General features: G+C 68.6%; 12 protein-coding genes. 6 read left to right on the top strand and 6 right to left on the bottom strand.

What is annotated here, in order from left to right; all coding sequences use genetic code 11:
• Nucleotides 1–83: 83 nt before the first annotated feature.
• The 6 genes from F1D05_RS01485 to F1D05_RS01460 are packed head-to-tail and all read right to left on the bottom strand — an operon-like array spanning nucleotide 84 to nucleotide 7,128.
• Nucleotides 84–911 (bottom strand): bifunctional allantoicase/(S)-ureidoglycine aminohydrolase, encoded by an 828-nt coding sequence (locus F1D05_RS01485; RefSeq protein ID WP_185445535.1) that lies wholly within the window; start codon nucleotides 909–911, stop codon nucleotides 84–86.
• A complete protein-coding gene (gene allB, locus F1D05_RS01480; RefSeq protein ID WP_185445533.1) occupies nucleotides 908–2,245 on the bottom strand; it encodes an allantoinase AllB in 1,338 nt (445 codons plus the stop codon). The genes F1D05_RS01485 and allB overlap by 4 nt, the downstream gene beginning before the upstream one ends.
• Nucleotides 2,242–3,624: a glycerate kinase gene (locus tag F1D05_RS01475; RefSeq protein ID WP_185445531.1), complete on the bottom strand. Its 1,383-nt coding sequence runs from the start codon at nucleotides 3,622–3,624 to the stop codon at nucleotides 2,242–2,244. The genes allB and F1D05_RS01475 overlap by 4 nt, the downstream gene beginning before the upstream one ends.
• Complete coding sequence (gene gcl, locus F1D05_RS01470) at nucleotides 3,624–5,399, bottom strand: glyoxylate carboligase (RefSeq protein ID WP_185445529.1); 1,776 nt, start codon at nucleotides 5,397–5,399, stop codon at nucleotides 3,624–3,626. The genes F1D05_RS01475 and gcl overlap by 1 nt, the downstream gene beginning before the upstream one ends.
• Nucleotides 5,399–6,283 carry a 2-hydroxy-3-oxopropionate reductase gene (locus tag F1D05_RS01465; RefSeq protein WP_185445527.1) on the bottom strand — a complete coding sequence of 295 codons (885 nt, stop codon included), beginning with the start codon at nucleotides 6,281–6,283 and terminating at the stop codon, nucleotides 5,399–5,401. The genes gcl and F1D05_RS01465 overlap by 1 nt, the downstream gene beginning before the upstream one ends.
• Nucleotides 6,280–7,128: a hydroxypyruvate isomerase family protein gene (locus F1D05_RS01460; RefSeq protein ID WP_246486358.1), complete on the bottom strand. Its 849-nt coding sequence runs from the start codon at nucleotides 7,126–7,128 to the stop codon at nucleotides 6,280–6,282. Before F1D05_RS01460 ends, F1D05_RS01465 begins: the two co-directional genes overlap by 4 nt.
• Before the next feature lie 216 nt (nucleotides 7,129–7,344).
• Between F1D05_RS01460 and F1D05_RS01455 the strand changes: the two genes are divergently transcribed.
• The 6 genes from F1D05_RS01455 (at nucleotide 7,345) to guaD (ending at nucleotide 16,883) form a co-directional block, all read left to right on the top strand.
• Nucleotides 7,345–8,877, top strand: a complete 1,533-nt coding sequence (locus F1D05_RS01455; protein ID WP_185445525.1) for a PucR family transcriptional regulator — start codon at nucleotides 7,345–7,347, stop codon at nucleotides 8,875–8,877.
• A gap of 142 nt (nucleotides 8,878–9,019) precedes the next feature.
• Nucleotides 9,020–10,942 (top strand): 2-oxo-4-hydroxy-4-carboxy-5-ureidoimidazoline decarboxylase, encoded by a 1,923-nt coding sequence (uraD, locus tag F1D05_RS01450; protein ID WP_185445523.1) that lies wholly within the window; start codon nucleotides 9,020–9,022, stop codon nucleotides 10,940–10,942.
• Nucleotides 10,939–12,384 (top strand): xanthine dehydrogenase small subunit, encoded by a 1,446-nt coding sequence (locus F1D05_RS01445; RefSeq protein ID WP_185445522.1) that lies wholly within the window; start codon nucleotides 10,939–10,941, stop codon nucleotides 12,382–12,384. The genes uraD and F1D05_RS01445 overlap by 4 nt, the downstream gene beginning before the upstream one ends.
• A 4-nt stretch (nucleotides 12,385–12,388) precedes the next feature.
• Complete coding sequence (xdhB, locus tag F1D05_RS01440) at nucleotides 12,389–14,743, top strand: xanthine dehydrogenase molybdopterin binding subunit (RefSeq protein ID WP_185445520.1); 2,355 nt, start codon at nucleotides 12,389–12,391, stop codon at nucleotides 14,741–14,743.
• Nucleotides 14,740–15,588, top strand: coding sequence for a xanthine dehydrogenase accessory protein XdhC (xdhC, locus tag F1D05_RS01435; RefSeq protein WP_246486357.1), 849 nt, complete (start codon nucleotides 14,740–14,742; stop codon nucleotides 15,586–15,588). The genes xdhB and xdhC overlap by 4 nt, the downstream gene beginning before the upstream one ends.
• Nucleotides 15,585–16,883: a guanine deaminase gene (gene guaD / locus F1D05_RS01430; protein ID WP_185445518.1), complete on the top strand. Its 1,299-nt coding sequence runs from the start codon at nucleotides 15,585–15,587 to the stop codon at nucleotides 16,881–16,883. Before xdhC ends, guaD begins: the two co-directional genes overlap by 4 nt.
• Nucleotides 16,884–16,886: the final 3 nt, after the last annotated feature.

The following is a 16,886-nucleotide window of genomic DNA, read 5'->3' as shown; positions in this document are numbered from 1 at the left end:
GTTCCCTTCACCGTCCGGTCTTACGCCGAACAGCCTAACGACGCAGAGATGGGACAGTCACAAGGGTGTTCAGTCAGCCGCGGTCACAGGAGCTGCCGCGGAAGCTTCGGGTGACGGTTGACGTCCTTGTACAGCAGGTAGCGGAACCGGCCCGGACCGCCGGCGTAGCAGGCCTGTGGGCAGAAGGATCGCAGCCACATGAAGTCGCCCTCCTGCACCTCCACCCAGTCCTTGTTGAGCAGGTAGACGGCCTTGCCTTCGAGCACGTAGAGGCCGTGTTCCATCACGTGCGTCTCCGGAAACGGGATCACACCGCCGGGCTCGAAGGTGACGATGTTGACGTGCATGTCGTGGCGGACGTCGAGCGGATCCGCGAACCGCTGGGTCTTCCAGCGCCCCTCCGTGTCCGGCATCGCGTGGCCCTCGACGTCGATCTCGTTGGTGACGAACGCCTCCGGCAGGTCGATCCCCTCCACCCGCTCATAGGCTTTGCGGAAGAAGTGGAACACCACCTTCCGGTCGCTCGTGTTGCGCACCGTCCAATCGGCCGCCGGTGGCAGGAACGCGTACCCACCCGGCTCGAGCTCGTGCTTCTCACCCGCGACCGTCAGGGACAAGTTGCCTTCGACAACGAACAGGACGGCCTCGGCGCCGGGGTCGGTCTCGGGCTTGTCGCTGCCACCGCCCGGAGCGACCTCGACGATGTACTGCGAGAAGGTCTCGGCGAAGCCGGACAGCGGCCGGGCGAGCACCCAGAGCCGGGTGTTCTCCCAGAACGGCAGCTGGCTGGTGACGATGTCGCGCATGGTGCCACGCGGCAGTACGGCGTATGCCTCGGTGAAGACGGCGCGATCGGTGGTCAGCTCGGTCTGCGGCGGGAGTCCGCCGGCCGGAGAGTAGTAGTAGGTCATCCTTGTCCTCCTCGGTTCAGCAGGTGTCCTTGTGGGGTGGCCGCGATGGATGCGCCCCGGAGCCAGGTGCGGCGAACCACACCGGTCAGCGGCATTCCGTCGTACGGCGTGAGCGCGTTCTTGTGGTGAAGGGCATGGACGTCCACCACGAACGTCTCGTCGGGCGCGAAGACGCTGAAGTCGGCGTCGTACCCGATCTCGATGCGGCCCTTGTGTCGCAGGCCGACCTGTCGTGCCGGCGCCTGGCACATCCAGCCGGCGACGTCGGTCAGGGTGAAGCCTCGTCGGCGCGCCTGCGTCCAGACCGCGGGCAGGCCGAGTTGGAGCGAGGCGATGCCGCCCCAGGCCGCGCCGAAGTCGCCGGTGTCCAGGCACTTGAGATCGACCGTCGACGGCGAATGATCGGAGACCACCAGGTCGATCAGGCCGTCGCGCAAGCCTTCCCAGAGCAGCTCGCGGTTCGCCGCTTCGCGGATGGGCGGACAGCACTTGTACTGCGTGGCGCCGGCGGGGATCTCCTCGGCACTGAAGGTGAGGTAGTGCGGGCAGGTCTCCGCGGTGATCCGGACACCGTCGAGGCGAGCCGCGGCCAGCATCGGCAGCAGGTCGGCGCTGGACACGTGCAGGATGTGCGCCCGGCAGCCGGTCAGGGCCGCTAGACCGATGACGTCGGCGACGGCGGCGTTCTCCGCCTCTCGCGGCCGTGACCGCAGGAAATCCCCGTAGCTCGCGCCGTTCGGTGCCGGCGCGTGGTCGATTCGGTGGGCGTCTTCGGCGTGCACGATCAGCAATCCGTCGAACGAGCTGATCTCGCGCATCGCGAGCTCCAGCTCGGCCGGGTTCAGCGGCGGAAACTCGTCGACGCCGGAGTGCAGCAAGAAGCATTTGAAGCCGAAGACGCCCGCTTCGTGCAACGGGCGCAACTCCGCGACGTTGCCGGGGATCGCGCCGCCCCAGAAGCCGACGTCGACGGATGCCTGGCTCTGGGCGACCTTCTGCTTCAGCTCCAGCGCCGGTACGTCGCAGGTCGGCGGGATGCTGTTGAGCGGCATGTCGATGATCGTGGTGACGCCACCGGCCGCGGCTGCCCGGGTGGCGGTGGTGAAGCCCTCCCAGTCGGTGCGTCCTGGGTCGTTGACGTGGACGTGGGAGTCGACGAGGCCGGGCATCATCACCTCGTCGTCGGCCAGCACGAGCTGGTCGGCGCCCTCGAGATCGGAGTCGTAGGGCTCGACGGCGACGATCCGGCCGTCCTTGACGCCGACGGTGCCGGGCAGCTCGCCCGCGGTACCGACGATCCGGCGGGCCCGGATGACGAGGTCCAGCGCGGTCATACGACGCCCCTCTCAGTTGCAGTCATCGTAGGTCTCTGTGGTGGGTCGAACGCTGGAAGCCGATCGGCCGCGATCCGTTCGCCGAGCTGCCGCAACAAAGGAGCGGGATCGGCGATGCACTTTCGTACGTCGGGTTCGAGGTCAGTCAGCGCGTACGCCGCGGCGATCCCCGCCTGCCGCAGCCTGCCGGAGTCGAGCCGGTTGGTCCCGCAGACCGCGACCACGGGGATTCCGCTCTTCCGGGCCGCTGCCGCCACCCCCGCGACCGCCTTCCCATGCAATGTCTGCTCGTCAAGCGCCCCTTCACCAGTGATCACCAGGTCAGCGCCTTTGAGCTGCTCATGAAACCCGACCAGCTCAAGCACCAGCTCAATCCCGGGCCGCAACTCCGCCCCCAGCAGGGCCATCGCCGCAAACCCAACTCCCCCGGCCGCGCCCGCTCCGTGAGCGTCACGCAGATCGCGAGCCTGCGCGTGACCGCGGGTCTCGCGAGGCGGCGCGTGACCGCGAGAGTCGCGAGCATCGCGGCCCGCCATGGGAGCGGGGGCATTGCGGGTGGTCCGCTTGACAGCGCGGGCCACAAGGTCCGCCCAGTGGGTCAGGGCGGTGTCCAGTTCCTGGACCTGCGCCGGGGAAGCGCCCTTCTGTGGAGCGTAGGTCGCTGCTGCACCGGATCGCCCAGTCAGCGGGTTGTCGACATCGCAGGCAACGACGATCTGTACTCCGGCCAGCCGCTCACGCAGTGCGGTCAGGTCGAGCGACACCGCCCTAGCTAGAGCGGCACCACCTTCGGCGAGGTCCCAGCCGCTGCCGTCGAGTAGCCGAGCACCCAACGCGCGAACCAGCCCCGCTCCCCCGTCGGTGCAGGCGCTGCCGCCGATACCGAGGATCACCCGCGTGCAACCACTGTCGATAGCGGCAGCGATCAACTCACCGGTCCCACGGGAGGTCGCCGTCATCGGAGCCGGCTCCCCCGCAGGCAGCCGGCTCAGACCCGACACATCGGCCAACTCGACGACAGCGGTATCACCACGGCGGGCGAACCCGCTTTGCACCAGATGACCGGTTGGCCCCGTGGCAGTTCGCCGTACCAGCTCGAACCCCGCGGCGACCGCGGCGGCGAGGGTTCCCTCGCCACCGTCGGCCACCGCCACCGCGTCAACAACAGCGTCCGGACAAACCAGCCGTACGCCGTCACCCACCGCGGCAGCCACCTCATCGCTGCTCAACGTGCCCTTGAACTTGTCCGAGGCAACAACAACCCGGCACCCCGCCCCTCGCTTCGCTCGGGGCGACGAAGGAGAGGAGGCACGCGCCCGTGGCGCGACTTGGGGCGGGGGAAGGCCGGGGCCCGGCGCTCCAGGCGAGAGCGCTGCCATCAGGTCAGCAGTGCGATCGCGGTGGGGGCGTCTTCCGGGTGCTCGGCGAGCTCCTCGAACTCGGTGACGTTGTCGATCTCGGTGCCCATGGCAACGTTGGTCACGCGCTCCAGGATGATCTCGACGACGATCGGCACCTGGTATTCGACCAGGAGCTTCTTGGCCTGTTCCAGGGCGGGCAGGATCTCGGCCGGGTCGGACACCCGCAGAGCCTTGCAGCCGAGGCCCTCGGCGACCTTGACGTGGTCGACGCCGTAGCCGTTGAGTTCAGGACTGTTGATGTTGTCGAACGACAGCTGAACGCAGTAGTCCATGTCGAGTCCGCGCTGCGCCTGCCGGATCAGCCCCAGGTACGAGTTGTTCACGACGACATGGATGTAGGGGATGTTGAACTGCGCCCCGACCGCCAGCTCCTCGATCAGGAACTGGAAGTCGTAGTCACCCGACAGCGCCACGACCGTGCTGTCCGGGTCGGCGACGGCGACACCCAGGGTCGCGGGGATGGTCCATCCCAACGGCCCGGCCTGGCCGGCGTTGATCCAGTGCCGCGGCCGATAGACGTGGAGCATCTGCGCGGCCTGGATCTGCGACAGCCCGATCGTGGAGACGTAACGCGTCTCGGGTCCGAAGGCCCGGTTCATCTCCTCGTACACGCGCTGCGGCTTGATCGGCACGTTGTCGAAGTGCGTCTTGCGCTGCAGCGCCGTACGGCGTTGCCTGCATTCCTCCACCCAGGCGGACCGATCGGCCAGCTTGCCCTCCGCCGCCCAGTCCTTGGCCACCTCGATGAAGGCCTCCAGCGCGGCACGAGCGTCCGAGACGATGCTGTAGTCCGCGGCGAACACCCGGCCGATCTGGGTCGGCTCGATGTCGACGTGCACGAACTTCCGGCCTTCGGTGTACGTCGCGACCGACCCGGTATGGCGGTTGGCCCACCGATTGCCGATGCCCAGCACGACGTCGGACGCCAGCAAGGTGGCGTTGCCGTAGCGGTGCGAGGTCTGCAGACCCACCATGCCGGCCGTCAGCGGATGGTCGTCCGGGATCGTTCCCCAGCCCATCAGCGTCGGCACGACGGGCACGCCGACCAGCTCCGCGAACTCGACCAGCAGGTCGGCCGCATCAGCGTTGACCACCCCGCCACCCGCAACGATCAGCGGCCGCTCGGCGTCGTTGAGCAGCGTGAGCGCCTTCTCCGCCTGAGCCCGGGTCGCGGCCGGCCGGGTCACCGGCAACGGCTCATAAGTCTCGATGTCGAAATCGATCTCGGCCAACTGGACGTCGATCGGCAGGTCGACCAGTACCGGACCCGGCCGGCCCTCGCGCATCAGGTGGAAGGCCTTCTGGAACGTCCCCGGCACCTGCGCCGGCTCCATCACGGTGACGGCCCACTTCGCGACCGCCTTGGCGATCGAGGCGATGTCGACCGCCTGGAAGTCTTCCTTGTGCAGCTTGGCCACCGGCGCCTGGCCGGTGATGCACAGGATCGGAATCGAGTCGGCCGAGGCGGAGTACAGGCCGGTGATCATGTCGGTACCGGCAGGCCCCGACGTACCGATGCAGATACCGATGTTGCCCGCCTTGGCCCGCGTGTAGCCCTCGGCCATGTGCGAGGCGCCTTCGACGTGCCGGGCCAGTACGTGCTTGATCCCGCCGTGCTTCTTCATCGCGCTGTAGAAGGGGTTGATGGCCGCACCCGGCAGACCGAAGGTCTGGGTCGAGCCTTCCTTCTCCAGGATCAGAACCGCGGCGTCGACCGCGCGCATCCTGGCCATCAGTTCGACGCCTTTCCGGACAGCCGCTCGACGCCACGCAGCAGGGCGGAGTGGTCGAGGCCACCGTCGCCGTTCACGCGGGCCGAGGCAACCAGCTGAGCCACCAGCGAACCGAGCGGTACGACGACGCCTCGCTCGCGGGCGGCCGCGGTGACGATACCCATGTCCTTGTGGTGCAGGTCGATCCGGAAGCCCGGCTCGAAGGAGCGCGACAGCATGTTCTCCTTCTTCTGGTTCAGCACCGCGGACCCGGCCAGTCCACCGCCCAGCACCTCGAGGGCGGCCAAGGTGTCGACGCCGTACGCCTCCAGGAAGACCACCGCCTCGGACAGCGCCTGGATGTTGGCGGCGACGATCAGCTGGTTCGCTGCCTTCACCGTCTGCCCGGCCCCGCTCGCTCCGACGTGGACGATGGTCTTGCCGACCGCGTCGAACAGCGGCTTGGCCACCTGGAAGTCGCCGGCCTCGCCGCCGACCATGATCGACAGCGCGGCATTCTTCGCGCCTGCCTCGCCGCCGGAGACCGGCGCATCGAGCAACCGGAAGCCGCGCTCGCGGGCCTGCCGGGCCAGCTCGATGGTGATGTCGGGCCGGATGCTGGAGAAGTCGATGATCAGCGCATGGGTTCGCGCGTTCTCGAACACCCCGCCCTCACCCGCGAGGACCAGCTCGACGTCCGGGGAGTCGGGCACCATCACGCAGACCACGTCGGCGTCCTTGACCGCGTCGGCGATGGACGCGGCAGCGCGGCCACCGGCCTCGATCAGCGGCTTGGCCCGCTCGGGGTCGAGGTTGACACCGGTGACGTCGTGACCGGCGTTGGCGAGGTGGACTGCCATCGGGCTGCCCATGATGCCGAGACCGATGAAGGCGATGTTCGTCATGACTGGATCTCCTTAGGGGTGCCGGTCAGACCGCGGCGTTCGCGCGGCAGCCAGCAGAAGCTGTCGTCAGTGGTGGTGGCCGGCTTGTACTCCAAGCTGACCCAGCCGTCGTAGCCGTTGGCCGCGAGCGCGACCAGCTGGGTTTCGAGCGGGAGCGTGCCGGTGCCGGGCTCGTTGCGGCCGGGCGCGTCGGCGATCTGAACGTGAGCGATCCGGTCGGAGTGCTGCGCGATCACCTGATCGACGTCGTCGCCGTTGACCGCGAGGTGATAGAGATCGGCGAGCAGGCCGACGTTCGCCGCCTCCACCCGATCGACGACGGCCAGTACGTCGGCCGCGGTCCGCAGCGGGTAGCGCTCCGCACCGCTCACCGGCTCAACCAGGACGGTGGCGCCGATCCGCTCCGCGGCCTTGGCAGCCAGCCTGAGGTTCTCGACGGCGAGTTCGTCCTGCTCCGCCGCCGGGTGGCCGTCTTCGCGGTTGCCGTAGAGGGCGTTGAAGGCCCGACAGTCGAGCCGCTCTCCGATGCCGACGGTAGCGTCGATGTTGTCCCGGAACTCGGCTGCTCGCTTGGGCCAGGAGACCAGGCCGCGGTCGCCGGCGGGCATGTCACCGGCGAAGAAGTTCAGGCCGATCAGCTGGACGCCGGCGTCGCGGATCGCGGTCACGAAGGCGTCGGCGTCGTGATCGGCCGGCACCGCCCCGGCGAACGGCCACCAGAACTCGACGGCCTCGAAACCGGCCTGCCGAGCGGCCGCCGGGCGCTCCAGCAGCGGCAGCTCGGTGAACAGGATCGAGCAGTTCACCGCGTAGGGCAGCGGGTGGCTCATGAATCCTTCTCTCATAATTCCGCATTGTGGAAACTTGCTTCTGCTATGCGAAATGACCATAGAATGGCCGCACCGAGCCCGTCAAGCACCAGGCAGCAAGCGCCCGATCAGGCCCGTTCGATGCCCGCACGGACCCTCCTCTGACAAGCACGCTTTTCGCGCGCGCGGGCCTGCGTTGTACGTTCCTCCAAGGACCCCATGCGGTCATCGCACCGGTCGGAGGAGGCACAGATGCTGCTCTCGGAGCTGTTCGACGTACCGGACCTGCGGCTTCGACTGCTGCATGCGGCCAGCGGTGCGTACGACCGGCCGATCGGCCGGATCATCACCACCGACCTGCTCGAGCCCGGCAACTACCTCAACGGCGGCGAGCTGGTTCTGACCGGTCTGGTCTGGCGCCGCAGCCCCGCGGACAGCGAGACCTTCGTCGCCTCCGTGGCGGACCGCGGCGCCACCACGATCCTCGCGGGCGCGGCGTTGCTCGGGATGATCCCGGAAGACCTGCTCGAGGCCTGCCGTCGCCACCAGGTCACCCTGGTCGAGGTGCCGACCGAGGTCGCCTTCGCAGACGTCACCGAGTACGTCGCCGCCGCCGGCTCGGCCGACACCGGCGCTCGGTTGTCGGCGAGTCTGGTCCGGCAGCGCCAGCTGCTCTCGGCGATCGCTTCCGGCCGCAGCCTCGACGAGCTGACCGCCCGGATCTCCACCGAGATCGGGCACGACGCCCGGGTGATCACCTCCACCGGACGGCACGTCGTACCGGGTCCCGGCCCGCTCGACGACGACACTCTCGACGCGGTCACCCGGCGGTTCCTGACCGCCGATCGCACGCCTGCCGTCGCCGACGCGGGCGGTACGGCCTACAGCCTGTTCCCGATCGGGTCGGGTCTCGGCAACCGGCTGACCGCCTGGCTGCTGGTCGTCGAGGGCGACCACACCCAGTGGTCGCGTGCCCATGTCGAGGCGGTGCAGGAGCTGGCCGCCATCGCGGCACTCGATCGCGTACGCCGCGACGAAGGCCGGCTGGCACTACGGCCCTTGGTCGCTGACGCGCTCGCGCTGATCGAGTCCGGTGGTCCGCCCGCCGAGGTCGCCACCCGGCTCCGGCAGGCCGGCGTGCACTCCTACCGCCCGCTGGCGATCGCGGTGGGCGAGCTGCGCGACGACGGGCCGGCCGAGATCGCGCTGACGGTGTTCGAGGACGTCGCGCTCACGGTCGGACCAGCAGTGGTGGCAGCGGGCCGGGACGGCCTGCCGGTCGCCTTGCTGCCGTCCTCTCCCGAGCTCCCGAATCTGCTCCGCCGCGCGTTCGGCCGGCTCTCTCCCGGCCTGGGCAAGGGGAGACTCACGGTCGGCATCAGCGGTGCGACCACCGTCGACGCGCTGACCGGCGCGCTGGAGGAGGCGCGGTTCGCCCAGCGGGCGGCACTGGCCGGCCGGACCCGGATCTCAGTCGTGACGTCTGACGAGGTCGCCTCGCATGTCCTCCTGCTCGCCACGGTGCCTGACGACGTACGGCGGACGTATGCGCACCGGGTGCTCGGGCCGGTGCTCGACCACGATCGGCGAACCCACGCCGACCTGATCGCCACGCTGGACGAATTCCTCGCCTGGTCCGGTTCTTGGTCCCGGACAGCCGAGGCGTTGCACCTGCATGTGAACACCGTTCGCTACCGGATCGAACGCATTGAGCAACTGACCGGTCGCGATCTGTCGCAATTCGAGGACCGGGTCGACGTGTTCCTCGCACTCAAGTCGCTGTAATCGCCCGGATTTGGAGGATCCTCCAAATCCGGCGGGGCCGGAACGGGGCAAGTTCGGAGGTTTATCGGGTGCAATCGACTAGCACCTGAGCCCAAGCTGTCGTGCAGGCCAGAACCGCCCGCGACCCCTTGGAAGGTGCCCGATGAAGGCGAACCCGAGACCGAACAGCACACGTCATCCGGTCGATCAGGTGCTGTCGCCGGGACGGCTGGCCGTCTACGGCACCCAGCACGTGCTGGCTTTCTATGCCGGCGCGGTGATCGTACCGATCCTGCTGGCGAACTCGATCGGGCTGACCACCGAGCAGCTCGTGCACCTGATCAACGCAGATCTGTTCACCTGCGGCATCGCCTCCATCATCCAGTCCGTCGGCTTCTGGAAGGTCGGGGTCCGGCTGCCGCTGCTGCAGGGCGTCACCTTCACCGCGGTGTCGCCGATGATCGCGATCGGCCTCGCCGCCGGTGGCGGGACCAGCGGCTTGCTGGTGATCTACGGCGCCGTCCTCGTAGCCGGCCTCGCCACCTTCCTGATCGCGCCCTTCTTCAGCAAGCTGATCCGCTTCTTCCCGCCGGTCGTCACCGGCTCGGTCATCACGATCATCGGGCTGGCGCTGCTGCCGGTGGCGGCTGGGGACGCGACCGGCGGAGCGGGCCCGACCTCGGACCCGACCAGCGGAAAGAACCTGGCTTACGCCCTCGGCACCCTGGCGCTGATCGTGCTGATCCAGCGCGTCTTCAAGGGCTTCCTCGCCACGATCGCTGTACTGGTCGGACTGGTCGCCGGTACGGCGGTCGCGTGGGCCTTCGGTGACGCCCACTTCGGCGCGGTCACCGGTGCGGACTGGGTCGGGGTGACCACACCGTTCAACTTCGGCTGGCCGAAGTTCTCGATCGCCGCGATCATCTCGATGATCGTGGTCATGCTGATCACCGCGGTCGAGACCACCGGTGACGTCTTCGCCACCGGCGAGATCGTCGAGAAGCGGATCGGCCGCGAGGACATCGCTCGCGCCCTGCGCGCCGACGGCCTGGCCACCACCATCGGCGGTGTCTTCAACTCCTTCCCCTACACCTGTTTCGCCGAGAACGTCGGGCTGGTCCGGCTGACCCGGGTCAAGAGCCGCTGGGTGGTCGCGACGGCCGGCGGGATCATGATCCTGCTCGGCCTGGTGCCCAAGGCGGGCGCGATCGTCGCCGGCGTCCCGCACCCGGTACTGGGTGGCGCCGCCCTGGCGATGTTCGCCACCGTCGCGGTGGTCGGCTTCCAGACGCTGGCCAAGGTGGACTTCCACGACCACCGCAACGTGGTCATCGTCGCGACCAGCGTCGGCCTGGCCATGTACGTCACGGCGCAGCCGCAGATCTCCCAGGCGGTGCCGGGCTGGGCCGAGATCATCTTCGGCAGCGGCATCACCCTCGGCAGCCTGACCGCGATCGGCCTCAACCTGCTCTTCCACCACGTGGGCAAGGACTTCGGCCCCGCGGTCGCCGGCGTACCGGGTGACACCATCGTCCGGCTGGACCAGGTGAACAAGATGACCCGCGAAGGGTTCGTCACCACCTTCTCCGGCCTCTTCCAGGGGCCCACCTGGATGGTCGAGCGGGCCTGGACGATGCGGCCGTTCGCTGACACCCACGCGCTGCGCCGGTCGTTCCAGGAGGCGCTCTTCTCCGGATCGCCGCAGGAGCAGCGCGACCTGATCGAGTCCTACCCGCAGCTCGGATCGCAGTTCGTCGCCGACGGCCTCAGCGGCGAAGCGTCGCTGCGGGACCAGTCCGCCCGCGGCCTGACCTATCTCCCCGAGCCGGATCGCGACGAGCTGGCCGCCATCACCGCGGCGTACCGCGAACGCTTCGGCTTCCCGCTCGTCATCTCGGTCCGGGACGCGGAGTCCTTCGACCGGATCGTCGAGCAGGGCCGGATCCGGCTCGGCAACTGTGAGAACCAGGAACAGGCCGCCGCGCTGCTCGAGATCGCGAAGATCGCCGGCTACCGCTTCGACGACTTCCTGCAGGACGCCAATCCCATCCACAGTGCACGTACCCGCTGGAGCAGCAGCCGATGAGTACTCCCCAGACCCTCCGCGCCGCGGCGATCAAGGTCAACGGCCAGGACGCCCGCCTCGACGGCGTACCCGTTCACACCAGCTTGCTGGACTGGCTCCGCGACCGCGGCCTGACCGGCGCGAAGGAGGGCTGCGCCGAGGGTGAGTGCGGTGCGTGCTCGGTCCTCGTCGCCCGGCCCGGGATCGACAGTCCGACCGAGTGGACGGCGGTGAACGCCTGCCTGCTGCCGGCCGCAGCCCTGGACGGCCAGGAGATCGTCACCTCGGAGGGTCTGGGGAAGGACACCGAGCTACACCCGGTGCAGCAGGAGATGGCCGTCCGCGGTGGATCGCAGTGCGGCTACTGCACGCCAGGCTTCGTCTGCAGTATGGCGGCCGAGTACTACCGCCCGGCTCGTACTGCGGCCGCCCACGGCACCGACGACCACGAGCACGGCCCGAACGGCTTCGACCTGCACTCGCTCAGCGGAAACCTGTGCCGGTGCACCGGCTACCGGCCGATCCGCGACGCGGCGTACGCGCTCGGCGTACCGGAAGACAACGACGCGTTCGCGGCTCGTAGGTTGTCCCCTCCTCCCCCACCGGCGGCCACGCGACTGGCGGTCGACGGGGCGGAATTCCTCCGGCCGGCGAGTCTCGACGACGTGCTGGGTGTGCTGGCCGATCGGCCCGACGCCCGGATCGTGGCCGGGTCGACCGATGCCGGGGTGGAGGTGAATCTCCGCGGCGTCCGGGCTGCCCTGGTCGTCGCCGTCGATCGGCTGCCGGAGTTGCGTGAGTTCGAGGTCGGGTCCAGTGAGATCCGGATCGGGGCCGCGCTGACGCTGAGCGAGATCGAGCGGCTGCTCGACGGCAGGGTGCCGCTGCTGGCGCAGATGTTCCCGCAGTTCGCGTCGCGGCTGATCCGCAACGGCGCCACGATCGGCGGCAATCTCGGCACCGGTTCGCCGATCGGTGATACGCCGCCCGCGTTGCTGGCCCTCGACGCCTCCCTCGTGCTGACGTCCCGCCGCGGTGATCGGGTGGTGCCGCTCGCGGAGTACTTCACGGGGTACAGGCAGACCTTGAAGACTCCGGACGAGTTGATCCGGGCCGTCCTCGTTCCGTTGCCGTTGGCACCGATGACCGCCTTCCACAAGATCGCCAAGCGCCGCTTCGACGACATCTCGAGCGTCGCGGTCGGCTATGCGATCGAGGTCGCGGACGGTGTCGTCACCCAAGCCCGGATCGGTCTCGGCGGAGTGGCTGCCACGCCACTACGCGCTCGGGCGACCGAGGATGCGCTGACGGGTCGGCCGTGGACCGAGCAGACCGTCCGCGAAGCAGCCGCGGTGATGGCCGCCGAGGGCACGCCGATGGACGACCACCGCGCGAGTGCGTCGTACCGGTCGGCAATGCTCGGTCAGTCGCTGCTCCGCTTCTATGCCCAGTTGGAGGTGTGAGCTGATGAGCTCACTATCGCAACGACCACAGCAAGCCGTCGTCGGCCTGCCGCTGCCGCACGAGAGCGCCGCGCTGCACGTCACCGGCAAGGCTCTCTACACCGACGACCTCGTCGTACGGACTCGCGACGTCCTGCATGCGTTCCCGGTTCAGTCGCCGTACGCGCATGCGCGGATCCTGTCGCTGAGGGTGAAGCCCGCGTACGACGTACCGGGTGTTGTTCGTGTGTTGACCGCCGAAGACGTTCCTGGGGTCAACGACGCCGGGGTGAAGCACGATGAGCCGCTCTTCCCGGCTGAGGCGATGTTCCACGGTCATGCCATCTGCTGGGTGCTCGCCGAGACCTGGGAGGCGGCTCGGCTCGGAGCCGCGGCAGTGGAGGTCGAGTACGAGCAGTTGCCGTCGCTGGTGACCGTTCGCGAAGCGATTGCCGCAGGCAACTTCCAGGGCATCGGGCGGCACCTGGAGAGCGGTGACGTCGAGGCGGCACTTGCCGCTGCGCCGCATGTCTTCTCCGGGGAGTTCGAGTTCGCCGGGCAGGAGCACTTCTACCTGGAGACCAACTCCGCGCTGGCGATGGTCGACGAGAGCGGCCAGATCTTCGTCCAGAGCAGCACCCAGCACCCGTCGGAAACCCAGGAGATCATCGCCCACGTCCTCGGCGTGGCGAGCCATGCCGTGACCGTCCAGTGCCTGCGGATGGGCGGCGGTTTCGGCGGCAAGGAGATGCAGCCGCACGGCTTCGCCGCCATCGCGGCGCTGGGCGCGACGTTGACCGGCCGGCCGGTTCGGCTGCGGCTCAATCGCACCCAGGACGTCACGATGACGGGCAAGCGCCATGGCTTCCACAGCGAGTGGCGGGTCGGCTTCGACGACGAGGGACATCTGGTGGCGCTCGACGCGACGCTCACCGCCGATGGTGGCTGGAGCCTCGACCTGTCCGAGCCGGTGCTGGCCCGCGCGATGTGCCACATCGACAACGGGTACTGGATCCCGAACGTCCGGGTCGACGGCCGGATCGCCAAGACGAACAAGACCTCGCAGACGGCCTTCCGCGGCTTCGGCGGACCGCAGGGGATGCTCGTCGTGGAGGACCTGCTCGGCCGCTGCGCGCCATTGCTCGGGTACGACGCGATGGAGCTGCGGCGCCGCAATTTCTACGAGCCGCAGCACAGTACGCCGTACGGGATGCCTGTCCGTCACGCCGAGCGGTTGGAGGCGTGCTGGAGCGAGGTGCTCGAAGCCGGCGAGATCTCGCAGCGGCAGGTCGACATCGAGCTGTTCAACGCGACCCACCCGAACACCAAGCGGGCGGTCGCGATGACGCCGGTGAAGTTCGGCATCTCGTTCAACCTGACCGCGTTCAACCAGGCCGGTGCGCTCGTCCACGTCTACAAGGACGGCTCGGTGCTGATCAACCACGGCGGCACCGAGATGGGACAGGGCCTGCACACCAAGATGCTGCAGGTGGCGGCCACGAGCCTCGGTGTACCGCTCGCCCACGTCCGGCTGGCGCCGACGCGGACCGACAAGGTGCCCAACACCTCGGCCACCGCGGCCAGCTCCGGTGCCGATCTCAACGGTGCGGCGATCAAGAACGCCTGCGAGCAGATCCGTGAGCGGCTCGAACAAGTTGCCAGCGGCAAGCTCGGCATCAACCCTGCTGACGTCCGGTTCGTGGATGGCACTGTGCGAGGGATCGTCTTCGACGGCGGGACGCTGAGCTGGGAAGAGGTCGTCAAGGCGGCCTATCTCCAGCGGGTTCAGCTGTGGGCGGCCGGGTTCTATCGCACCGAGGGACTGCACTGGGATGCCAACGCGATGCGGGGCGAGCCGTTCAAGTACTTCGCGTACGGCGTGGCGGCGGCCGAGGTCGAGGTGGACGGGTTCACCGGCGCGTACACGCTGCGCCAGGTCGACATCGTCCACGACGTCGGCGACAGCCTCAGTCCGCTGATCGACATCGGTCAGATCGAAGGCGGCTTCGTCCAGGGCGCCGGCTGGCTGACGCTGGAAGATCTGCGGTGGGACGAGAGCGAGGGTCCGAACCGGGGCCGGCTGGCTACGCAGGCTGCTAGCACTTACAAACTGCCGAGCTTCTCGGAGATGCCGGAGGTCTTCAACGTCCGGCTGCTGGAGAAGGCTCATGAAGACGGTGCCGTCTATGGCTCGAAGGCCGTCGGCGAGCCGCCGTTGATGCTGGCCTTCTCGGTCCGAGAGGCGTTGCGTCAGGCCGCGGCGGCGTTCGGGCCGGCCGGGACGAGCGTCGATCTCGCTTCGCCTGCGACCCCCGAAGCCGTCTACTGGGCGCTGGACCGGGCTCGCTCGCTCGAACCCGCCGGATTGAGCAGGGGGTGACGACCGAGATGGAGTGGATGAAGGCAGTTCAGCGGCTGCGCGAGCAACGGCGGCCCGGCGTACTGGTGACGGTGATGTCGGTTCGCGGCCATGCTCCTCGCGAGGCCGGGGCGAAGATGGTCGTGGCCGAGGACGAGGTCTGGGCCACTGTCGGCGGCGGCAATCTGGAGTCGGTCGCGATCGAGCGTGCTCGTGCGCTGCTCGCGGATCGGGCCACGTCGCCGGAGACGCTCGACTTCGCGTTGTCGGACAAGGCGCCGTACCAGCACGGGGTTCAGTGTTGCGGCGGCGAGGTGCGGCTGTTGCTCGAACCTCTTCCGGTCGTCCCGTCCGTGGCGATCTTCGGGGTCGGGCATGTCGGGCTTGAGCTGGCCCGGATCCTGGCTCGGCACGACGTCGAGTTGCACCTGGTCGACTCTCGGCCGGACCAGCTCGCGCCTTCGCGGTTGTCCGTGCTCGACGACGCCGTCGCCGGAGTTCACGTGCATCACGTTCCGGTGCTGCCGGAGCTGGTGATCGCCGAACTGCCGCCGGGCACTCACGCGCTGGTGATGACCCATGACCACGCGGAGGATGCAGCTCTCTGCGACGCCACTCTGCGCAATGGGCAGCTGGCCTCGATCGGGCTGATCGGGTCCAGCGCGAAATGGACCAGGTTCCGCCGGAAGCTCGCCGACGACGGTCATCCGGCCGAGGCGATCGACACCATCGTCACGCCCATCGGGCTGTCCGACCTGCCAGGCAAGGAGCCGGCCGTCATCGCTGTCAGCGTGGCCGCCTGGCTGCTCCAACTGTTCGTTGCCGAGCGCAACTCCGCGCCGGTTCATCGTGAGGCAAAAGCATGACGCTGTTCAGAGGCACCTTTCTCGATACCCCCGACAACCCGTTCACCGGCGGCAAGCTGCGGGTCGGTACCGACGTCGCACTCGTGGTCAAGGACGGCCTGATCGTTGCCCGGGGCCCCTTCGAGGAGATTCGCGGCGCGCATCCGGCCGAGCACATCGTCGATCTGACCGGTGGGCTGGTGCTGCCCGGGTTCGTGGACACGCACGTCCACTTCCCGCAGATCCGGGCGGTCGGCGGGATGGGGATGCCGCTGCTCGAATGGCTCGACAAGTACGCGCTGCCCGAAGAAGCGCGGATGGCCGACGCGGCCTATGCCTCGAGCGTCGCCGACGAATTCGTGCGTGGCCTCGCGGCAGCCGGTACGACGAGTGCGCTGGTCTTCGGGGCGCACTACGCCGAGGCGGTCGACACGCTCTTCACCGCGGCCTCGCGGGTCGGCCTGCGGATCACTAGTGGGCTGGTCGTGAGCGACCGGATCATCCGCGAGGATCTGCTGACGACGCCGGAGCGCGCGTACGACGAATCGCTCGCGTTGGCGTCTCGCTGGCACGGAGTAGGACGCAACCGGTACGCCGTGACGCCGCGCTTCTCGCTGTCCTGCACGGACGAGCTGCTCGCTTCGTGCCAGCGCGTACTGGAGGAGATTCCGGGCGCGTTGTTCACCTCGCATCTCAACGAGAACGAGGCCGAGATCGCTGCGGTCGCCGAACTGTTCGGCGGCAGCGACTACGTGAGCACCTATGAGCGGCACGGGCTGGTCGACCATCGCAGCGTGTTCGCGCACAACGTGCACCCGACCGATGTCGAGCTGAAGCTGCTCGCCGAGAGCGGTGCGACGGTGGCTCACTGCCCGACGAGCAATGCGGTGCTGGGCAGTGGACTGTTCCCGCTGGGACGGCATCTCGACCACGGCGTACATGTCGCGCTCGGTTCGGATGTTGGTGCGGGCACTGGGTTCTCACTGCTTAAGGAAGGACTGCAGGCGTACTTCTGTCAGCAGTTGCTCGGCGATCACGGGCATCCGCTCAGCTCCGCGCATCTGCTGCACCTCGCGACGGCCGCCGGCGCCAAGGCGCTCGGGCTGGGCGCCGACGTGGGCGATCTGAGTGTTGGCAAACGGTTCGACGCTCAGCTGCTGCGCCCGCTGGACGGTTCGCCACTGGCGGTCGGGATCGAGCACGCCTCCGATGCCGAGGACACCCTCGCCCGGGTCTTCACCCTCGGCACCCCGGCCGACATCCGCGCCGTCTGGATCGACGGCCAACTGCTGAACGACTCCTCCGGAAAGGTGTGATCG

The sequence above is a fragment of the Kribbella qitaiheensis genome (assembly GCF_014217565.1).
Lineage (GTDB): Bacteria > Actinomycetota > Actinomycetes > Propionibacteriales > Kribbellaceae > Kribbella > Kribbella qitaiheensis_A.
The sequence above is the reverse complement of the archived record's forward strand: the minus strand, read 5'-3'. Positions and strand labels throughout refer to the sequence as shown.

Bases quoted from the DNA above. Each gene is read 5' to 3' on its own strand.
- F1D05_RS01485 (WP_185445535.1), bottom strand. From the start codon at position 911: ATGACCTACTACTACTCTCCGGCCGGCGGACTCCCGCCGCAGACCGAG.
- F1D05_RS01465 (WP_185445527.1), bottom strand. From the start codon at position 6,283: ATGACGAACATCGCCTTCATCGGTCTCGGCATCATGGGCAGCCCGATG.
- uraD (WP_185445523.1), top strand. From the start codon at position 9,020: ATGAAGGCGAACCCGAGACCGAACAGCACACGTCATCCGGTCGATCAG.
- F1D05_RS01455 (WP_185445525.1), top strand. From the start codon at position 7,345: ATGCTGCTCTCGGAGCTGTTCGACGTACCGGACCTGCGGCTTCGACTG.
- xdhB (WP_185445520.1), top strand. From the start codon at position 12,389: ATGAGCTCACTATCGCAACGACCACAGCAAGCCGTCGTCGGCCTGCCG.
- allB (WP_185445533.1), bottom strand. From the start codon at position 2,245: ATGACCGCGCTGGACCTCGTCATCCGGGCCCGCCGGATCGTCGGTACC.
- guaD (WP_185445518.1), top strand. From the start codon at position 15,585: ATGACGCTGTTCAGAGGCACCTTTCTCGATACCCCCGACAACCCGTTC.
- gcl (WP_185445529.1), bottom strand. From the start codon at position 5,399: ATGGCCAGGATGCGCGCGGTCGACGCCGCGGTTCTGATCCTGGAGAAG.
- F1D05_RS01460 (WP_246486358.1), bottom strand. From the start codon at position 7,128: ATGAGAGAAGGATTCATGAGCCACCCGCTGCCCTACGCGGTGAACTGC.
- F1D05_RS01475 (WP_185445531.1), bottom strand. From the start codon at position 3,624: ATGGCAGCGCTCTCGCCTGGAGCGCCGGGCCCCGGCCTTCCCCCGCCC.
- F1D05_RS01445 (WP_185445522.1), top strand. From the start codon at position 10,939: ATGAGTACTCCCCAGACCCTCCGCGCCGCGGCGATCAAGGTCAACGGC.